The sequence below is a fragment of the Agrobacterium sp. ST15.13.015 genome (genome assembly GCF_027871645.1).
In the GTDB taxonomy this organism is placed as follows: Bacteria; Pseudomonadota; Alphaproteobacteria; order Rhizobiales; family Rhizobiaceae; genus Agrobacterium; species Agrobacterium leguminum.
Genome location: NZ_JAQAHF010000013.1, coordinates 1 through 19,353, shown reverse-complemented (window position 1 = coordinate 19,353; position 19,353 = coordinate 1). Strand labels below are relative to the sequence as shown.

General features: G+C 49.9%; 11 protein-coding genes and 1 pseudogene. 9 read left to right on the top strand and 3 right to left on the bottom strand.

The genetic code is table 11. The features are described 5' to 3' along the window. Window positions 1-52 precede the first annotated feature (52 nt). Genes PIB16_RS19580 through PIB16_RS19570 form a run of 3 tightly spaced genes read left to right on the top strand, consistent with a single transcriptional unit; the run spans window position 53 to window position 3,212 of the window. Window positions 53-1,294: a site-specific integrase gene (locus tag PIB16_RS19580; RefSeq protein WP_012476048.1), complete on the top strand. Its 1,242-nt coding sequence runs from the start codon at window positions 53-55 to the stop codon at window positions 1,292-1,294. Then, a complete protein-coding gene (locus tag PIB16_RS19575) occupies window positions 1,291-2,214 on the top strand; it encodes a tyrosine-type recombinase/integrase (RefSeq protein WP_077768106.1) in 924 nt (307 codons plus the stop codon). Before PIB16_RS19580 ends, PIB16_RS19575 begins: the two co-directional genes overlap by 4 nt. Continuing rightward, the gene (locus PIB16_RS19570) at window positions 2,211-3,212 is read left to right on the top strand and encodes a tyrosine-type recombinase/integrase (protein WP_077768105.1); all 1,002 of its coding nucleotides are present in this window, start codon (window positions 2,211-2,213) and stop codon (window positions 3,210-3,212) included. Before PIB16_RS19575 ends, PIB16_RS19570 begins: the two co-directional genes overlap by 4 nt. A 140-nt stretch (window positions 3,213-3,352) precedes the next feature. Here the strand turns inward: PIB16_RS19570 and PIB16_RS19565 are convergent. Continuing rightward, window positions 3,353-3,889: pseudogene (locus tag PIB16_RS19565) on the bottom strand (IS66 family transposase); the annotation flags it as partial. Between the two features lie 144 nt (window positions 3,890-4,033). Here PIB16_RS19565 and PIB16_RS19560 point away from each other — a divergent pair. Next, window positions 4,034-5,215 carry a tyrosine-type recombinase/integrase gene (locus PIB16_RS19560; protein WP_077768104.1) on the top strand — a complete coding sequence of 394 codons (1,182 nt, stop codon included), beginning with the start codon at window positions 4,034-4,036 and terminating at the stop codon, window positions 5,213-5,215. A gap of 1,328 nt (window positions 5,216-6,543) precedes the next feature. Here the strand turns inward: PIB16_RS19560 and PIB16_RS19555 are convergent. After that, the gene (locus tag PIB16_RS19555; RefSeq protein WP_010900201.1) at window positions 6,544-7,368 is read right to left on the bottom strand and encodes a hypothetical protein; all 825 of its coding nucleotides are present in this window, start codon (window positions 7,366-7,368) and stop codon (window positions 6,544-6,546) included. 263 nt (window positions 7,369-7,631) lie between these two features. Between PIB16_RS19555 and PIB16_RS19550 the strand changes: the two genes are divergently transcribed. Together PIB16_RS19550 and PIB16_RS19545 are read left to right on the top strand one after the other, a co-directional pair. Further along, the gene (locus PIB16_RS19550; RefSeq protein WP_077768103.1) at window positions 7,632-8,990 is read left to right on the top strand and encodes a hypothetical protein; all 1,359 of its coding nucleotides are present in this window, start codon (window positions 7,632-7,634) and stop codon (window positions 8,988-8,990) included. 356 nt (window positions 8,991-9,346) lie between these two features. Beyond that, a complete protein-coding gene (locus PIB16_RS19545) occupies window positions 9,347-11,635 on the top strand; it encodes an FAD-dependent oxidoreductase (RefSeq protein WP_161991480.1) in 2,289 nt (762 codons plus the stop codon). 1,531 nt (window positions 11,636-13,166) lie between these two features. On the opposite strand, the gene PIB16_RS19540 is transcribed toward PIB16_RS19545, so the two are convergent. Continuing rightward, window positions 13,167-13,955, bottom strand: coding sequence for a RolB family protein (locus PIB16_RS19540; RefSeq protein WP_236771578.1), 789 nt, complete (start codon window positions 13,953-13,955; stop codon window positions 13,167-13,169). A gap of 1,314 nt (window positions 13,956-15,269) precedes the next feature. Between PIB16_RS19540 and PIB16_RS19535 the strand changes: the two genes are divergently transcribed. From PIB16_RS19535 to PIB16_RS19525, 3 genes are all read left to right on the top strand, one after another. Continuing rightward, on the top strand, window positions 15,270-15,674 hold the full coding sequence (locus tag PIB16_RS19535; protein ID WP_161596388.1) for a RolB family protein: 405 nt from the start codon (window positions 15,270-15,272) through the stop codon (window positions 15,672-15,674). A 695-nt stretch (window positions 15,675-16,369) separates the two neighbouring features. Continuing rightward, the gene (locus PIB16_RS19530; protein ID WP_077768172.1) at window positions 16,370-16,966 is read left to right on the top strand and encodes a RolB family protein; all 597 of its coding nucleotides are present in this window, start codon (window positions 16,370-16,372) and stop codon (window positions 16,964-16,966) included. A 1,346-nt stretch (window positions 16,967-18,312) separates the two neighbouring features. Beyond that, window positions 18,313-18,879: a RolB family protein gene (locus PIB16_RS19525; RefSeq protein ID WP_077768171.1), complete on the top strand. Its 567-nt coding sequence runs from the start codon at window positions 18,313-18,315 to the stop codon at window positions 18,877-18,879. Window positions 18,880-19,353: the final 474 nt, after the last annotated feature.

Sequence of the window (19,353 nt, the reverse complement as noted above, 5' to 3'; positions counted from 1 at the left end):
GTCGGCATAGCTTAGGGTCTCTCCGTCGCAATTGACGCGAAGGAGAGGACACATGAACACAACTGACTATTTGAATCGCAGCGCCCTATATCGGAAGCTGCTCCACGGTCCGTATCGGGAGTTTGCGCGTGTTTACGCCGCCAGCATGTCGAAAGAAGGCTTGGGTCGGCAATGCACGTGGCGCTCGCTGAGCCTGTTTCGAGACCTGATGGACTGGCATGTTGGCAATGGATATGCCCCGCAGGATTTGAGCGAAGCTTATGTCGATCGTTTTCTTGAGCATCGCTTCAAACACTGGAGTCCCGATACGGGCGACCGATCGGCACTCCGACGCGTGCTTTCAGCGTTACGGGAAGAGGGCTTAATACCAGGTGCGCTTCCGGTTGAGCGCACTGAGCACGAGCAGATCGTCGATGTATTCGGGGCATATCTCTCGAATGAGAGAGGGCTCGCCGCCTCGACGGTGGGGAGCTACAAGCTTCTGTCACTTCGATTTCTGCGGGAGGTCTGTCCTGCCGGCGCGAATGGGTTTGCAGCGCTCACCCCGGAGATTGTCATCGGGTATGTCGAACGACATGCGCTCGATGGCTCCGCCGACAGCGGCAAGGCAATGTGCGGAGTCGTGCGTGCCTTACTGCGCTACTTGCATTTGAAGGGCTTCATTTCGACGGCGTTGGCCGATTGCGTGCCATCCATCCGCCGCTGGCGACTTGCCGGCCTTCCAACCTTCCTGCCGCCAGAGAAGGTCCAGAAGGTTCTCGATGCCTGTGACCGGACGACGGCAATGGGACATCGGGACTATGCGGTTCTGATGATCTTGGCCAAGCTCGGTTTGCGCGCTAGCGAAGTTGCTACCCTCAATCTCGATGATATCGACTGGCAGTCGGGCACGATTCTCGTACACGGAAAGGGACGGCGGCAAGCGACTATGCCGCTGCGTCACGACGTCGGAACAGCTATCGTGGCTTATATCCGGCATGGGCGTCCCGCTTCGGCGTGTCGGCGAGTTTTCTTGCGAACACTTGCGCCGCACGTGGGCTTTGCCTCCGGCTGCGCCATCACGATGATCGCGAAGCAGGCACTCGAGCGGGCAGGCATTGATGGCTATGCCCATCACGGCGCCCATCTTTTCCGCCACAGCCTCGCGACCGACCTTTTACGGTCGGGTGCCAGCTTTGCCGAGATCGGCCAACTGCTCCGTCATCGAAGCATCGACAGCACAAGGATCTATGCCAAGCTCGATGTTGACAAGCTGCGTGGACTGAGCCTGCCCTGGCCGGGAGGTGTCCAATGAGCCGGCTTCGCACTGCCCTCAACCGCTATGTCGGCATGCGCCAAGGGCTGGGATACAAATATGATGGGCCGGCACGACGGTTGTCGGCATTCGTCACCTTCATGGAAGCCCGCGGCGCCGAGACCATCACGTCGGACCTGGCAATGCAGTGGGTGACGTCGATGGGCCGACAGCCGAGTTGGTCCATCCGCCTGGCTGATGTGCGCTGCTTTGCCCAGCACCTCAGTCATTTCGATCTTCTGACGGAAGTGCCACCGAGCGACGCAGTGCCGCCGGCACGGCGGACAAAGCCCTACATCTATAGCGACATTGAGATTCAGGCGCTGCTGGCGGCAGCACTGTCGCTGCCGCCAGCCAACGCCCTTCGACGCTGGACGTATCACTGCCTGTTCGGACTGATAGCGGTCGCCGGACTGCGCCATTCTGAAGCGCTCGGCCTGCTCCGGGCCGACGTCGATCTCGAGCAGGGCGTCCTCACTATCCGAGAGACAAAGTTCGGCAAGTCACGGCTGGTGCCGCTGCATGCCACGACAATCGCTGTCCTTACAAACTATGCTGCCCGACGCGATGCACACCTTGGCACGCCGCGCAGTCCCTATTTCTTCGTCGCCGAACAGGGCGGCAGATTGCTGCATCAATACGTGCACCGGGTGTTCTGGCGACTATCCCGGCAAATTGGTTTACGGCAGGAGGGGGATCGCGGTGGCCCGCGGGTTCACGATCTTCGTCACCGTTTCGCCGTCCAAACCCTGATCAACTGGCATCGCGCTGGCGAAGATGTGGAACGCGAGCTGCCGGTACTCTCGACCTTCCTCGGCCATGCCAATGTTCGCGACACCTACTGGTATCTGTCCGCCGCGCCGGAGCTGATGAATCATGCCGTTCGGCGATTGGATAAGCGGTGGGAGGTTCGGTCATGAGACGAACGAACGACTTAGCCGTGCTGATCGAGCGGTGGTTCACAGATCGGCTCATGAAGCATCGAGGTGTAAGTTCCAACACCATTGCCTCCTATCGAGACACGTTCAGGCTCCTGTTTGCGTTCGCGCAGGCGCGCCTTGGGAGGTCCCCATCTCAATTGACACTGCGGGATTTGGACGCTCCGTTCATCGGCGCATTCCTGGAAGTCCTCGAGACGCAGAGAGCCGCCTCGGTGAGGACCCGGAATCTCCGCCTCACAGCCATTCGATCTTTCTTCCGATATGCGGCGTTCGAGGAGCCGGCACATAGCGCCCACATCCAGCGCGTGCTCGCGATCCCCAGCAAGCGATGCGACAAGCGGCAGCTTCAGTTCCTAACCAGGCCCGAGATTGAATCGATCCTGGACTGCACGGATCGAAGCACGTGGCTGGGACGCCGCGATTACACTCTGCTATTGCTGGCCGCGCAAACGGGGCTGCGGGTTTCGGAAGTCATCGACCTCGACCGAGACTCGGTAATGCTCGGCCGCGGTGCGCATGTGCAATGCGTCGGTAAGGGCCGCAAAGAGCGAAGTACGCCGCTCACAAAGGTTGCACAGGAAGCCCTCCGGCGTTGGCTCAAGGAACCAGGGAAGCGAGGCGCAACGGCTCTCTTTCCGAATATGCACGGTGGCAGGCTCAGCGCCGACGGCGTGCAGGCACTGCTGAACAAATATGTCGCCAAAGCGCGCGAGCACTGCGTCTCCCTCCGCTCGAAGCGGGTGTCGCCCCACGTCTTGCGGCACAGCGCTGCCATGGAGCTACTACAGGCGGGCGTCGACTGCTCGGTCATTGCCCTGTGGCTGGGCCATGAGGCGATGGAAACGACGCTGACCTATCTTCATGCACATCTTGAACTGAAGGAATCGACACTCGCAAAGCTGAAGCCGTACGAACGCGCCAAGGCCGAGCGATTTCGACCAAACGACCGGCTTCTGGAATTCCTGAACGCCCTCTGAGCATGAGAACTATGCCGAGTGCCAACGACGGGTCTTCGACCAAAACGGCAAGAGAAGCGCGTTTCAACTGGTAAGTTGGAAGAGGTGCTCGGCATAGTTCGCCGGTCGGCATAAACCGCCTTATGCCGCGCGCGGCATAATGCTGTCATGATCAGTGTCGCCATGAAGGCGGCGCGATCGGCACCTCGATCCGATCCGGCGAAGAGCCATGACTTCCTCCCGAGAGCAAAGCCTCTCAGCGCTCGTTCGGCCGCGTTGTTCGTGAGACAAATCCTGCCCTCGTCGAGGAAAGACGTGAAGCCGTTCCAGCGCTTCAGCATGTAGTCGATCGGCTCGGCGACTGGAGAACTGCGCGACAGTTTTGCCCGTTCGGTTTGAAGCCAGCAGTGCAGTTCGCCGACAAGCGGCAGGCTGTCCTTGCGACGGCGCTCCAGGCGTTCCGCTGCGGCAAGCCCGTTGATCTGCCGCTCGATGTCGAACAGGGCATCGATCCGTTTGACGGCCTCCAACGCCATAGGCGAGATCGGTGCGGCGCGGCTGCCGCGTTTGGCATTCGTGGCGATGTCGGCCAGCACGAAGAACTTGCGCCTCGCGTGCGACCAGCAGAGCGCCTGCGTCAGCGGCCCCGGATCGCGGTCTACCTTGAACAGCGGATTGTAGCCGCCAATATGTTCTGCCGAACATATCGGGGGCTATGTTGCGGCCGTCCATATGTGGCCCTGCTGACCTATACCCTTTGTCAACTGAGTATTTGGGCCCGATTTGACGCAACATAAATCGCAAGTTTGGCAGCCGGACCTTTTCTCGTTTGGAGGTTCGACATGGATCACCCTTCCTTTTCCGACCAAGCCGCTGATGCCCTATTTACCGAAGTGCCATTTGCTGACGAGCGGAACCGCTATTTGCATCACTGCGCCACACTCGGAGCGAGACCCGAAGTTCTCAGGGTCAAACGCAACGAACTCCTGTGGATCGCGCGACATCTCGGTCCAGAGGCTGCGGCCGGCGTCGGCATGGCGGAGTTGTTGCCGATCGCGCAGGCTCGGCAGAATGTTCACGGTGCGGCTACCGCTGCACGTCGGGTCGTCGATATCGGGCGCCCCTGGCTGAAGTTCCTTGGCTGGTGGCGTGAGCCCACTGTCATATTGTCGTACCAGGCGCAACTCGACCGGTATGTTGGCTGGATGCGCGACGAACGCGGATTGACACCGTCGACGGTGGAACAATGGGGGCGCATAGCCGGCAGATTCTTGCTGTGGTGCGAACAGTCGAGCCACCGGCTCAAGGATTTGAAGGCAGAAGACATCGACAACTATATAGCGACCCAAGGGGCCGGACGCTGGGGTCGTGTCTCGATTGCATACATCGTCTCAGCCTTGCGCGGATTTCTTCGATATGCGGCAAAAGAGGCTTGGTGCTCAGACCGCCTGGTGTCGTCAATATCGCGGCCTCGGCTCTATCGACAAGAATCTCTGCCATATGCCCCAGACTGGTCGGACGTCCAAAAGATGTTGGCTGATGTCGATACCGACCGGCCCCGCGATATCCGAGACCGCGCGATCCTAATGTTGCTGGCGGTATATGGTATGCGGCGCGGCGAAGTAGCCGCGCTGCGGCTCGACCAAATCGACTGGGCGGGGCGAACGCTTCGGCTTTTCCGCTTAAAGCGCCGACAAGCCCAGATCTATCCGCTGGTGCCCTCCGTTGCGGAAGCATTGGCACGCTACGTGGACAGAGTCCGCCCGCCGTCGTCGTGCCGAGAGGTTTTCCTCCGGATGCAGGCGCCTCGACATCCCTTAGGGGCCTCCAGCATTTATAGCGTCGCCAATCGGCGATTTGTTGCGCTCAACTTTATGGACCGCCTCTTAAGGGCGGTGGAGCGTCGTGACCGGAAGAAGTTGACCGACGTGCAAGCCGTCAGCGGTTGCGCAAACGACGATGATATCCGTCTCCAGCGCAGTGTCTTGGCCCAATGCCTGATTTTATACAGCCGAGTTCAATAAGCGAAGTGGCGCACACTGTCATCAGAACTTTCCTGCCAACCGCCCGAGGTCTCCAAACGAACAAAACCGCCTTACAACGGGCCTTGCTTCAAGATATTACCGAAACGTGCTCCCTCATGAAAAGGTCGCGAATAGGTTGCGGCTATCATCGCTCTTGATCATGGCGCACCTCATAAGCGACCCAAGGCAAAGCACGATGTCGCCTTATGTGGGGTGGCAGGATATATTGTGGTGTAAACGAGCTAAGTACAAGAGCTTTGAAGCGATTTTTGAGCACGTTTTTGCTATATTACCAGATGGTGTCCGGGTATGTTTAAAAGTGATTAATACAGCCTATCTAATTACAATTTTTATTTAAGATATTAAAATAATAATAATATCCGCGCCTTTAAATAATAAAGGTGAAAATTTTATCGCCAATCGTCGTCGTGCAACAATACGTGAGCCTGCACTTATTTTCCAAATTATATAAATAGGAAATACAAGCAGATTGGAGCAATTAGAAAGGGCGCCAATAATATTCACTACTAACATTTTATAAAAAGAACAAATACATCTGTCGACTATGCCGTACGAGTTGGTCGGGCAAAGCGGAGACTCGCCACAAGTTGAAGTCGTGAGAGGCGATGGGCACATCGTCAGAGCTGAGTGCGGCATCGAGCTCGGAAAGATTGCGCCTGCCTATCTCTCCGAGAGCAGCGAGCAACGACGTTTCAGTGCATTCCTGTACTCGCTTTCCGAGATTGTACATGCCTCTGTGTTCGATGACTTGAAGAGGCAGAGTCTCTTCAAGACGTTCAAGGAGGTTCGGTACCGAGTGCCGGGCGAGACCTCATCCGCCGTGACACCATTTGGGAGATCCCATTCGAGCTTCCACTCGGGCCAACATGTGCCTTTCACGGGGAACGGTTTGCGCTGGCAAAGGATATCGTTTTCCATCGGTTTCGGAAGGCTGCCAGATAAATATGAGCTTTTCTAAAAAGGATTCTTGTAATAATTAATCCTTATCCGGCGGGAGTCTTAAGTACTTAATGATGTTGAAAGAATTTATATTAAAAATATTCTATTCTGAATTATTGATTAATTAAATAAAGTATATAAAATATAAATAATTTTCGGTGAAAAAGATTCCATAGTTATTTATTCAATAATGCAGTGGCTCATGGAGATATTATATTATTTCTGGCGTTGTGTATTGAAATAGTCGCCGGAGTGGCGGATCATAGACACTAAAATAGAAAAAACTAAGTAACAACTGAAGCAATTATGACTTCTTTCCCTTCCTACGGTGACTATGGATGTAATAGAACAGCGGCAGATCGGAGCGATCACTTGCTCAGATCGGGCAACAACACGCCGAGATCGCCAAGAATTGCAGAGAGAGCATCCTCATTCGGTATGGCGAAGACGTTGGTTCCAGTGGGCTTCGTCTCACGGGTACCGACCCAGAACGCGATACCATTCTCCTTGTTGCCAACAGCGGTCAGCATATCTTTATCGTTTTCGCCGTTGCCGCACGCTATATGTAGGCCGATCTCACGAGGGAGTAGATTGACATAAGCAAAATAGCCTTTGCGCTTGCCTGGCGTTTCCTCGGGCATAACGCAATGACCCTCGGGTACTGCGGTCGCCCGGAAAGTGCGTCCCCAGGAATGATCTACACGCGGAAGAAGCGATGAAAGCAGATCTCCGGCCGATTGGTAACGTGGATGAGAGTCCCACATCTGACAGCCATAGAAATGCTCCATCGGAATGTTGCGGATTTCTGGGTTGCCGCCAAATTCGCTCTCCATAACCGCATGAATGCGGCTCCAGTTGGGCAGGGGAACGGATTCAAAACGTTGACCTTTGAAGATTGTGACCGTTCCGTCATTCCCTTGAAAATCAATACCTGGAATGTCTTTGAAGGGCGAAGCAGCGATTTCGCCGCAGTGGCGAGCGGACGTCAGCAGTAGGTAATGTCCCTTCCGGGCGATCTTGGTCAAATTGTCGATGATATCGATGGCAGGATTAATTTCCCAGCACTGACGGTTTCGATCTTGCTTAAAGGCGGTGCCATCACCATCGAAGGCGAGCAGAACCCGGAGAGAGGGATCCGTAAGACCGCGTGCTACCCGTTCCGCGATATCCGGAATGACCTCAACAAGAGACATATTCAAAGCTGGTGTAAATACGATCTGAATGAAGCCTTAAATGTAACGCAGCGCGGCAAGCATTAGTTGACTTTTTGGTGAGAGAAATAACTCTTAGCAGGGATTAGTTGGCCAGCCATTATCAATGTGGGGCCAGGCTGACAATGTTTGCGTGCAAGGCCGGATTATGTCGATGTAGACCTGCAGACCCGTTGACTTCCTATAAACACCGCCAATCATCCACCTCTCCCTTTCCAAGGTCTTGCCTTTTTTGCCTTGCTACCATGCCAGCCAGCGACGCGATGTGCGCTGCCGCGGTCGCCTTCCCGGAGGGTAACTGGAAGAGAGAACTCGCTGCGCTGCAGATTTTGCATGATCCTGTAGATGTGATTACGGCCGCTGTCGCCAGAGGTCTTAGCGGCATATGTAATGTCGTTGCTGCAATGGATGCCGAAAAAGTGACAGGCCTCGGCGACGTCATTCGGCGGATGCCTGCTCTAAATCACCGAATTGCCGTCGCCGCCGGTGAAACTCCAGTGCGAGACCTCGGAATAGGGTACCAGTGCGCAATCTGCCACCCCGACATAGCAAGTGCTATGTTAGCCACTTCCGACGGGATCAGCCATGCTGTCCGTGAAAAGATCGAGAAAGAAGTTGCTCAGGATATTGGAGAAGGTGCCATCGTATACATCTTCATTCAGCCGAGGATGAGTTCCAGCAACTCTCCGGTTTCTGTCCATTTCACCCTCCAGTTTGCGAGTTCTGGAGCTCTCGTCGAAGCCAGAATGATAGAGAGTTACAATTTTATGAAAGGCGATGGCACAGTGACTGCAGAGAAATTGAAAAGTCATTGGAAGCAGCACGGTATTCGCAGACCAAGTCCACGTCCGCCCAGGTCCAAATTTGAACTTCTTTTCGCTCCGGTCCCCGACAACAGTAAACTTGCCGCCGCCGATTTCACCCATCTCGGCTTGGTCGAGCGGGATAGAGAATTGCTTGGCAGTACGGTCTTCGGAATTGCCGCCAATAAACCTGGGACGGTAGTTTATCAGTGTGACAAGGTTCTGTGTCTGGAAGTGGATGTCGAGTCACACCGCGCGTTGGAGGTGCTTCACCGCCTTGGGGAGCAGGTATATAGGGCTGGTTGGGGCACGAGTTTCGGTCTTCACACAGGCCCTTCATCTTGTCTTAATCTTTCCGCTGCTGCACTCGCCACCTTTTTCAAACGGACTGATCTTTGTTCCGTCCCGCTGAGTGATGTTTTTTGTCTCTTCTGCGACCATGCCAGCCGTTGCTACGCCGCCAAAGAAGACGGACTTCCACTCACCGCCTTCTCCCTCGAAAATGAAAGTCAGTTTGAACTCGTCGACCCCCAGGTTGTCAGAAAATACGTTCTCGGTCTTTTCGACGCCCCGACAATGGTTGAGCCCCGCGATATCAGCAGAGCGAGCTTCTGCAGCCAATATATAACTTTCCGGGAACCACATCCCTGTAAGGAGTTCAATGAAATTGGTGTTCTGATCCTCGATGCTGCTGCTAAAATGCTCGAAAGTTATGCCGAATTCCTGGAAGACGATGGAAGCGATGATAATGAAATTGCGAGCGTTAAAGATGTATTTGGCTTAATTGATAGGACATTATGAGCACGATACAAAACAGAAGCAGTAACGGAAGTTTCCAATGTGTTTGATATTTGTGTTGCCATTGTATGTTGAATTCCTTTTGTCAATCTTATTGCATGTTCGAAATTGCATAAATTTGGGCCGTAATTTTCCGACTTTTTTGAATTTTCGTTCATCTCTTTAATTGTTGATGTTGTCTAGGGAGACAGCTTTATTGAATTTCAATGACATGTCGCCATTTACGTGTACATCAGAATAAAAAGATAATTCCGGCAAATAGTTTCAATTTATATATATTACATCCAGATTTACATTAACAAAGCATGCCTTCTATAAACAAAAGGAAATTCTATATTCTCTCAATACTCCATATCTACATGATGGATCTTCCCTATAACCGCCCCCGTTTCCCCCCGTTTGCTATCACCGGTCTACCTAGTGCGGCCAAACTGAAACGAGCAATTTCTCGGGCCTTTGTCTGCTATGACCAGTTTTGCGATGAACTCCTACAATATCAGCAAAGGTGGACGGATTGGGTGTTCGACCACGGATTTGCAGAAGCCATAGAAGACATGGCTCTGGTGTTCCAGATTGAACCTTGCCTTCATGGTCCCCGAACAGGCACACTGGAAGTGCTGAGATCTTGTCGCACGAAGGTCTTCATTTATACGTCGTACCGCAGGTTGCGCCACTTTGTTGAGAACCAGTGCATTGCTCAACCTGGCGACGCCGTCCTTGCTTGCATGATCCCGCCCTACGTGAGTGACCTCTCACTGCAGGAAATGTCTCGAGCCCACAATAGTTTTTGTCCAGGCAGTCACACGAGCATTGCAGACGTGCAGTGCTTTATTGCCATCCAACTCAGCAGCCTATTTGTTGAGGAGGGTACATGTGATGTGCATGGGCGAAATGGATTAAAAACAACCTGCCGCTTCTTTCGTCGTCCCGCTGAGTGCTTCAGCCGTTACGACATAGTTGCAATAGGGTCTGTGCTCTTTCACAACGCATTGCATCAGCCAGCGAACTACAATGAGGATCTTTCTTGCTTCGATCTGCGGTACGACTATCAGGTTTTCCTCCATGAGCGCGATGCCAATGATGGTGTGGGGCATTATCCGGAAGGCACACCACTACCTAGTGTCGCCATCGTAGGTGGTGGGCTCTCTGGCCTTGTTGCTGCTGCAGAACTACTTGACGCTGGCGTCAGGGAAATAGCCCTTTTTACCCCAGTAGATGAGGTTCGGAGTTTGGGTGTATCGCCGATGTCAAACGGCGACGCTCGCCAGGTCTTGACGTCATTCGGTGTCATGCCCATCTCCGGCAACCAAGTTTGTCTGTCATACTATCTGGATAAGTTTAGAATTCCGTCCAGCCTTCGTTTTCCTTGTGCCGGCAACGATCACACAGCACTCTACTTCCGGAAAAAACGTTACGAATGGCCGGCTGGACAAGCTCCACCAGGTGAATTCCAGCGGATATCTGCAGGGTGGGAGAAACTACTATACCACGGGTGTGAACGGAACGGCAGGAGGCTGATCGCTCCGATGGATATCTTTTCCATGCTGAGAGGTCGGCGTTATGAAGAAGCCTCGGAAGCAAGGCGGGCTTGGCTCAGGGAGTTTGATAATTTCACTTTCCATGCCGCTCTGGTCGAGATCTTCAGCTGCGGTGTCGAGAGTCCTGGTGGGGCGGCATGGCAAACAACTGATTTTGCTGCTTTCGGGATGATGAGATTGGGCGGCGGCCGAGTTTCTTCCTGTTACACCCTACTGTTTTCGACAGTCCTGGACTGGATAATCAATGGGTACGAGGAGGACCAGTATATCTCTGTTGGAGGGGTTCATCTTTTGCAGGCTCTGATGCGCATTGAGATATTCAAGAGAAAAGTAGGATTCCATTTTGACCCCCTGCGTGGACTAGCCAAGGAGGGCGGGAAAGTGAAGGTATGCATGAAAGATGGCCGTTCGCGCGTTTTTGACCAGGTCATCATTGGCGGGCGAGGTGGGCCCGATGCAACTAATATCACTCCGGTTAGCCATGTGACCTGTGTCGGCTATGATATCGAAGCCCCCGCTGGAAACTCGTCTGCTACTGTTAACGCAGCACTTTTCATGATCACAAAGCAAAAATTCTGGCTTGATGACGATATCCCAGCTTTGATCTGGACGGATGGGCTCGTCCGTGAGCTCTGTTGTATTGACATCGAATCGCCATCGGGAGAGGGGCTTGTTATTTTTCATTATGAAATGAACGACTATCTATCCCGCCCGTTCCAGTCCGATGAGAAGAAGAGAAGGTGCTTGGATTTAGTCAGAGAACTTGCTGCTGTCTTTCCTGAATTGGCTTGTCATTTGGTTCCAGTCAACGAAGATTACGAAGAATATGTCTTCGACGGCCACTTGAAGGATGGTTTCAGGGCCTCTTTATGGAGGGAAAATTCTCTTAAAAAATGTCAGTACAGCCAAGATCCGCATATGTATGATTCTCCGTTAATGGAGCATGGGGCAGTTTGCCAGATTGACAGTAAGGACTGCGTAAACGGAGCTTTGTTCGAAGAGCAGGTTAAGACGGGCATCATAACGGCCTGCACCGTCATTCGCAGCACCGGCGGGACACTATCTTCACTCCATCCCCTGGATTGGAATAAAATATATTTTCCTGCTTAAGTATATTAATGTATTAGTGCGTATTAATCCCGTAAGCCTGTAAGCTGCAGTAGCGGCGCTCAACTTAGCTTTCCATGAATAATAATGTTTTTCCTTTATTTTTGATTGAATCCTGCTTAAAAAATATTCTTTGAGTGGGCTTAAAATGACATTAATCAGATTCCAAAAATTTCCATCTGTGACCATTAGCGCCTTGATCGATGACATTAAAGTCTTCACATCTCCAGAGAAATGCCTTCGTGATTGCTTGTCTCCACGTGCTTTCGCATCTTGACAGCTAATAGCGGGCCCCTTGACACACTAGCCGGCCACGCAATTCGAGATATTCCCACTAACCCCAATGAGGTCACTGCATTCGTCATTGGCAGCCGCCCCACTTGCATTCGCCACTGTGCCGTTTGGGGTCCACTAGCCGCTAATTAGGACTGCATATATTTTGGACGAGCTAAGGGGTCACTATCACCTTCGGTTTGAATTTCCTTTTCACAAGACTTTAATGTTGCCAATTGAGCAGGCTGAAAGAAAATCCGCAATCAACGGAGAAAGGTTAACAGCCAAACAAAAAAAGAATGCTTCATCATTGCATAGGGTCTACAACGACCATTACTTTCGGCGGTGGGCCTTCTACTATTTTTTTCTTAGTCTTCGGCCAGCCATTTGTTAACTTCCTATATAAATCGCTTCACCAGAAGAATGAATTATTTAGATCATGCTGTAATGCTTCAATGCTGTAAGTTCTAAATGTTTGTTTCGTTTTGCAAGAAATCTATTTTGCTAACAGCACTTCTTTTATTCTCAGGATGGAACTAGCCGGAATAAACGTTGTCGGAATGGCCCAGACCTTTGGAGAGGCCTCGCTCGTTGTCTCCGACCTATTTCGGCGGGCTAAGGTCAAGAAGAAGAAGGCCAAACGTGTGTCGCCGGGCGATTTCCTCCCTGACCAAATTGCAGAGCTTGATGATCTGAGCGTCACTCCTCTGGCTATAACTTCTCCTGGGCCTCCCGTGATGGTCAATGATCACGGAATTGCCACGAGGGGACGCTTTGTCGCTGGACCGGAATATTCAGACCTACGGGGTTAATACGCAGTTCTAAACAAACCTACGGGATTAATACGCACGTGGCTCTATAATTTCGATTCATCTCGCCGCCGGAGATGATGTCGGCTATTTTCTCGTTGGTACAATAAGTTGCGAGCCACCGTGCGATTGTTTTTAATTTTCTATATAGTACTTTAACGTCTCTCTATGGCGATTTGTAATGTTTGGAATATTATTGTCTGTTAAGGCGCCTTTGTAACAATATCAATGTAAAAGCATTATCAGTATTGTGTGAGATCTCTATAAATATCGAAATGATTTGCCTATTTTCTGAAAATTGGCGGCAGAAATAATGCTGTAATAATTTATTTCAACACAAGTAAAATACATCGTGGCGTACGCTACACAACTCCTAACAGGAGCATAGGGGCTACGCCGGAAAACATAGAAATCCTACCAAACTTATAGTTAAAGGTGGCCTGCAGGGGACCTCAAGTCGCCGAGGTTTCTTTCTTCAGATTTACTATAGCAGGCTTCATATCACCCTCTTCACGTTTCTGGTTGGGTCCCGAGAGCCGCAGGGTGAGGTCTGGCTCCGGTGACGGTACCGCCGGTCGTGGCATCACGCCAGCATTTTTGGTGAACTGTGTGATGCCGCAAGCAATGACGTCATAGGAGCGGTTTCCAGTGCCTTGCCGCACGAAGAAGGTGCAGGCTACCTCCCTGCCGTACACATTTGTCACTTTTAACTCCAGCAGGTGAATGAACAAGGTACTTGCAAAAATGGCGATAAAACCTTCCAGATCAGGTTCTTCCACGCGGCGGTGCGGCCAAGCAATGTTGTGAGCACGGACCATCTCCTGGAGGGCGAGGTCGCTACGATAGGGTTGCATCGTGGTCGCCAGCACGGCCTCTAATCCAAACGTGATGGATTTTTCCTCCAGTACTTTCTGCATCTTCTCGCGAGATAGATAGACAAATACATGTCGGTCGTTTTCTCTGGCCAAATCCGGTTGATCGACAAGCATGGGGGGATGATAACATACTTTGTTTTTTAGAAGATGGGCCAGTTGTTTAAGTATGACCACCGGCGGACGGTTTTCCTCCAAATCAAGCACGCCTTGGGCCCACCTTTTCTGGAAATCCATGAGAGTTTTGCTATAGACTTGGCTATAGATTAAAAATGCAAATTGGATCTCATTGAACAAGTTAAGCTGGTTCCAGGCTTTTGTGAGATCTCGTGGTTGAAAGCGTTGAAGGAATAGTAATCGAGGAGGCATTGTGATGTGAGGTTGGGGATAACTGTGGAATAACGGCAAGTTCAGTGCCATTTAAAGTACGCCGCCGGCAAGTGGCATCAATCAGCCACAGTTTCCGGTCGGGAAAGCCAGAGGCAATCTGGCAATAATCACCATCGCATCAAAATCGATGCTCGGACATGGCGGCCTTAAAACCTGGATCAAGCGAAAAATAATGCCTGCTTGATTGGTCACGAGGTCATAGTAGTGGGCTAGCATTTTTGTCTTTTTTGTTTGGCTTTAGTGAAAGTGTATCTAAAAGATACCTGAAATGGGGAGGGGTGGGGTAGAGCTTAAAGTTTGCCGAATATTGGGTTTCGTGAAAGCTGCACGGGCAACTTGTTGATGGTTGCACTCTCGATGCTATTTATAATTAAGATGTAATTATTGCCGCTACGTGTAGTTATTGCCGATAATATCATAAATTCTATTGATGTATGTGGTATATTTTGAAATTGCATATGTCTGCTCATACAAATAATTTATTTCAATTACGCAATTACTCTTATGCCAATAAAATGTGGATTATATAGCAAGTGTAATCTTAAATACAATTTGGACCTATACGACTTAATATTGCCACGCCAGGCAACCAGTCCATTCGGATCTTGCTATAAGTGCCATACTGATACAAGTTTTAGATTTGAAGCCCATCAATCGTTTTAGAGCCCAAAAATCAAAATGGGCCGAAATAGCATTTATCTAAAAGAAGGAATCGTGGCTAGTTAAGTGCTTTGAATGAGATCCCATGGAAAAGCGACACCTGTGTGGTGCAGACAGGCCTAACGTGGTGCACAGGTTGAAAAAGTAGTGCCTTTTCGCAGCATAAATAAAGGTAGGCGCGTGCGACCATAATTAAAGGAAAAAGAAAGATGCTATTGACGATGTGACACCATTATTGGACAGCAGAACCTATTCCCACTCGTGCTTTTGCAAAGATGCAAAACCCTTAAAGGCCATTTTAAGTACAGACACGTGCCGGTCTATAATTATTTTACAAATGTGAGACGTGGAACATCGATAGTCGTATAATTTATGAATATTGGGTTTTGCAGCTATACCTAACTGATATTCAACTCATATAAGCAAAAGCATCTATAAAGGGAATGGTGCTTCCAGTTCTGGGTGCACGCCACTATTGTTTCCTACTTTGCTAACATGGCGGAATTTGACCTATGTGCTCTCTTTTCCAGTCTTAAGGTAGGCGACGTATCGTCCAGCGATGAGCTAAAGAAACACATCCAGAGCGCCTCAAAGGAGCGGACCCCCCTGACGGAGCCGGGTGAGGGCCAGTCGATGGATGTTGACGAAGAGGGCGGTCGCCAAGACCCTGGGATACTGTACCTCTACGTCGATTGCCCGACGATGATGCGATGCTTTTATGGAGGGTCTTTGCCCTACAATTCCACGCACGGCGCGCTCATCACCAATCTTCCACCATACCAGAAAGATGTAAGTCTCGGTGAGGTGTGCAGGGGGCTTAGGCAGGCATCAGGATTCTTTGGATACGAGGATGTTATCCGGAGCGCCTACTTCGCCGCACTTTCTGTCCCCGGGTACTTCGTCAAGCTGGATGGGCAGATGGAACTAACTTCAACAAAGGGAAAGTCTCTGACCTTCGACCTTTATGCCAGCAACCAGCTCAGGCTCGAACCTGGTGCGTTGGTGAGGCATGGCGAATGCAAATTTGGAATGGAGTGATGGCAGTAGCTGTTCTGACGGTGCCCAGAGGCTGGAGGTGGTACCTGTTTCACGCTAGAAATATAAATGTAATAAACTCATGGATCTGGTTGATGTAACCTGCGCCATGGATGCACTTGTTCTTTTTTGGTTCCGATGGATGGGTTGTTTGCTTGAAATGAAACCTGCCTGTTCGAAATTTGGTTATCACTTTTTCCATTTATGTTTTTAATTATTTGTGTATTAAAGAAAATAGTTCACATAGCCGCAATATATGACCGAAGCTGGCCCGCAATGCCGCAATAGATGATTAATTTGTCAAACTTAGCTATCAATATCTCGATAGAAGTGCCCACATGTTTAAACTAGGCAAACTCGTTCTCCTTGAAAACTGATAATAAAGACAAGAAAATTAGCCCACTCTAAAAAGTCACATAGCAAATTCAACATAAAGAAACCAGAAGTCAGAGGAAAGACTTTTAATCCTTGATTATTTGAACGAAATAGCCGCAATACGCCAAAGTGTCGCCTTCATGATTGTTCAATAATTTCTGTAGCAAATGGAAAACGTTTTACAAACAATGTGGCCTTGGAGTAATAATCGGAAGAAAAGTTCATAAGTCAGATAATTTGCGTTGCTGACACTAGTGACCAAGCACCTTTAAATACCTCTGCTTCCCATGCATTTTTCCAAGTTAACCTAAAGTGGCAGTTGAATGGCTCGTTATTTCGGTGGTAGCTCTCAACGGCTTCATGTCGATGATTTTCGTTTGATCAAGGAGCCCACTCGACTGAAGGCTCAGCTTGTTAATGTGGTGGAAACCTACAAGGCTGCACAAACAGAGACGTTAAAGTACTATATACCATCTGCAACTGAGCGTGTGGCTCATATGGAGGCAGTCCATGTCAACAATGCAGAAATGGGGCTGCATCCGGCCGGGTTCAAGTATCCTCTGTCCTTCGTCTTTACCTCCCTGGCCGTGGCTAAAGCCTGCAAGGAGAACAAGCATCTCGTGTGCGAGGAGCATTTGGAGGGAGATCTGATATCGTGCGTCGTTCCTCCCTATCAGACAAATGTCTCACTCGCTGCTTTAAGGGAGATCCACAATTCCATTTCGGGAGGAGGGTACCGGAATCCAACAGACATGGATTATTTTGTGGCGATCTTGCCAGATGAAAATTTCGACTATCAGAGCTGTGAAATTGTCACCAAAAATGGCGGCGAAGGCCTTTGCAAGATTTATAGCAGACAACTGGAGGGGCCCTTAGCTTATGAGGCCATACTGGCAATTGGCAAGGTCCTGTTGGAATAGGCAGTGCACCGCTGATCCAACGGGAGTTTCGATTATATTTCGTATTATCTTACATGACTTAAGATCATGCATGTTTCGCTTGTTCTCCCGTGTGTCGGTTACGTTATTGTGTTAAAATAACGGGATGATGATATCAAGTGCTATTGTAAAATATGTTATATTTTGAATATCTATAATATAAGCGCTGTGTGCGCTCGATGGGTAGTTAAATGATCATGATATATATTTTTGGGTAATCAATCGCATTGCAGTGCCGTGTGCTTATTGAAGTAATATAGTGTTAAAATTATTTATTTAATATCTGATAACATATCAAAGGGTACAACGTGATAACAAAGACGGTGGATACAGCGTTTATTGGGATATCCGCTGGCCAGTTATACGTAAATAATACAGACAGAGTTTGAGAGAGCACGCAGATTGTAGCCAAGTTGAGTGACTTGCCGGTAGCACCGAAGCTAAGCTCAGGTGTTCCAAATTGACTGGCGTCGAGGTGACGAGCACGACGACCTTGCCGGACAATGCGGTCGCAGGGGGCTCAAGGCGGGTGGCTTGTAACGGACCTTGTGCTTCTTGTTGTAGCTTTCGTTGAGCATAACCATTGGGAAGGTTGCTGAACAACGGTAGCGCACCTTTTTCAAGCGAGGGTGGCAGAAGAACATATTTGCCCGTCGGCAGACGGCGGTGAGCATGACAGCTGCTAAGGGAGTTACTGGAATCGCGTGAGCGGTGAGCATGCCGTCCTGACTATCGGCGCCCAATCAACAGGACATCCTCAACATGTTTTCCAATTCCTTGAAACCTATCTTTATAGCATTGATCTCCAACCGATCTCGATTGAGGCCAAATTTAATATTCAAAAGAGAGTTTAGTGGAAATGGAATATAATCCCGTGGCGGAAGAAGAGCCTTCAAAAATGGCAGTCCACTAGGACAGTCAATAATATCCAAAAAGCATTGAAATTGGGTTGGGCACGAGAGGCTGACGCGGATGCCACTCGATTGCTAATGGAGTGGTTCCTTTTCTAGCATATCGAATCCATCGCTTCACTATATCCTTACCTGATTGGCTGAGCTGCGAGACCACCAATAACTTCCACTAATATCGAAAGTGTGGCTGCTTTGATTATGATGCTTTGTGAGAGGTTCTCTCCCCAATAAAGTCAAGTTGACAGATTCGGATACGCCCGGTTGAGATTTTATTTCATTTTTTATCTATTTCGCATCTCGAAAAGTTCACAGAAATCAACAAGGAGGAGGCCAGGTGTTTAAATAGGTTCCAGCTGCTCTAAAGTGATCAGAAGAGAATTTACAGCTGGAGGCACAAAGCACTAATCCTGCTAAAGCATGAGCATGGCAGATGAGTTGGAGCGTCAATTGGAAGGCATTTCTCTCGTTACAGTCCTGGGTCCGGATGTGAGGGCCGAGCTTGAGGCGGCGCTACGGGACTACCGCGATGATCTCGACTTCTGGAAAAGCAACGGTTACGCGGTGGCGGATCTCGATCAATCTGTGACGGTCGACAAGCTTCTTTTTATGTATATGGATGAACCAATAGCAGACTTGTGTGTAAAGAATCGCATCCTCGTTTGCAACAGCAATTCAGTCGCGAAAATTACTTCGCTTCCACCATACCTGCCTGGGGTTACAAGGGCCGAGGCGTTTGAGAAACTTAACTCCATTGTTTGTGGAGGTCCTGCATCTGGATCTCTTCAATCTGCTTGTTGCGACTATTTCGTGGCGTTCCTCCCCAGCAATTGTTTTGAGAAGACCGGTGAGATATCGGTGCGCACAGTGGACGGCGAGTGTGGCCCCTTCGATGTCTTTACCCGGCAGCGTCAGCCAGAGGATCAGAGCGATATGTTTTTTAAGTATGAAGAGATTGTATGTGCTGGAAAGAGTCTATTTTTTTGAAACTAGTGTGTTTTATCTGTGTAACATGTTATGGAGTCTGATCGTATGATGTAATAGCTAAATTTGGTATTAATAATGATTGATCGTTATATAAGAATTGTTATTAACATAATTAAGTTTAGAGTAAAGCAAGAGGGAAATAAATTAAAACACTTTATTCAGTTACAAACAATTATGAAAATACAAACATAATACAAACATAATACAAACGTCGCAGGAGAAAGATGACACCGTAGGATATTTATGAGCCAAGGATAGACTTGCCAGAAGGCGAGATCGTCCTCATAGCTTAGTCGCCTTGGGCGGGCCCTAACTGGTGGGCTCCATCTTGAGAAAAAACAGCTCCTTAGTCAGGAAGGTGGCTTCCAGAACAGCGCGACCAACCTTATAGATATCGTCGGCATACTCCGGCAGGATCTCACCGAGAACCGGTGTCGCAATATCTTCGGTGACTTCACCATACTGGACGATGAC

Bases quoted from the DNA above. Each gene is read 5' to 3' on its own strand.
- PIB16_RS19525 (WP_077768171.1), top strand. From the start codon at position 18,313: ATGAGCATGGCAGATGAGTTGGAGCGTCAATTGGAAGGCATTTCTCTC.
- PIB16_RS19560 (WP_077768104.1), top strand. From the start codon at position 4,034: ATGGATCACCCTTCCTTTTCCGACCAAGCCGCTGATGCCCTATTTACC.
- PIB16_RS19540 (WP_236771578.1), bottom strand. From the start codon at position 13,955: ATGCCTCCTCGATTACTATTCCTTCAACGCTTTCAACCACGAGATCTC.
- PIB16_RS19575 (WP_077768106.1), top strand. From the start codon at position 1,291: ATGAGCCGGCTTCGCACTGCCCTCAACCGCTATGTCGGCATGCGCCAA.
- PIB16_RS19570 (WP_077768105.1), top strand. From the start codon at position 2,211: ATGAGACGAACGAACGACTTAGCCGTGCTGATCGAGCGGTGGTTCACA.
- PIB16_RS19545 (WP_161991480.1), top strand. From the start codon at position 9,347: ATGATGGATCTTCCCTATAACCGCCCCCGTTTCCCCCCGTTTGCTATC.
- PIB16_RS19530 (WP_077768172.1), top strand. From the start codon at position 16,370: ATGGCTCGTTATTTCGGTGGTAGCTCTCAACGGCTTCATGTCGATGAT.
- PIB16_RS19555 (WP_010900201.1), bottom strand. From the start codon at position 7,368: ATGTCTCTTGTTGAGGTCATTCCGGATATCGCGGAACGGGTAGCACGC.
- PIB16_RS19535 (WP_161596388.1), top strand. From the start codon at position 15,270: ATGGATGTTGACGAAGAGGGCGGTCGCCAAGACCCTGGGATACTGTAC.
- PIB16_RS19550 (WP_077768103.1), top strand. From the start codon at position 7,632: ATGCCAGCCAGCGACGCGATGTGCGCTGCCGCGGTCGCCTTCCCGGAG.
- PIB16_RS19580 (WP_012476048.1), top strand. From the start codon at position 53: ATGAACACAACTGACTATTTGAATCGCAGCGCCCTATATCGGAAGCTG.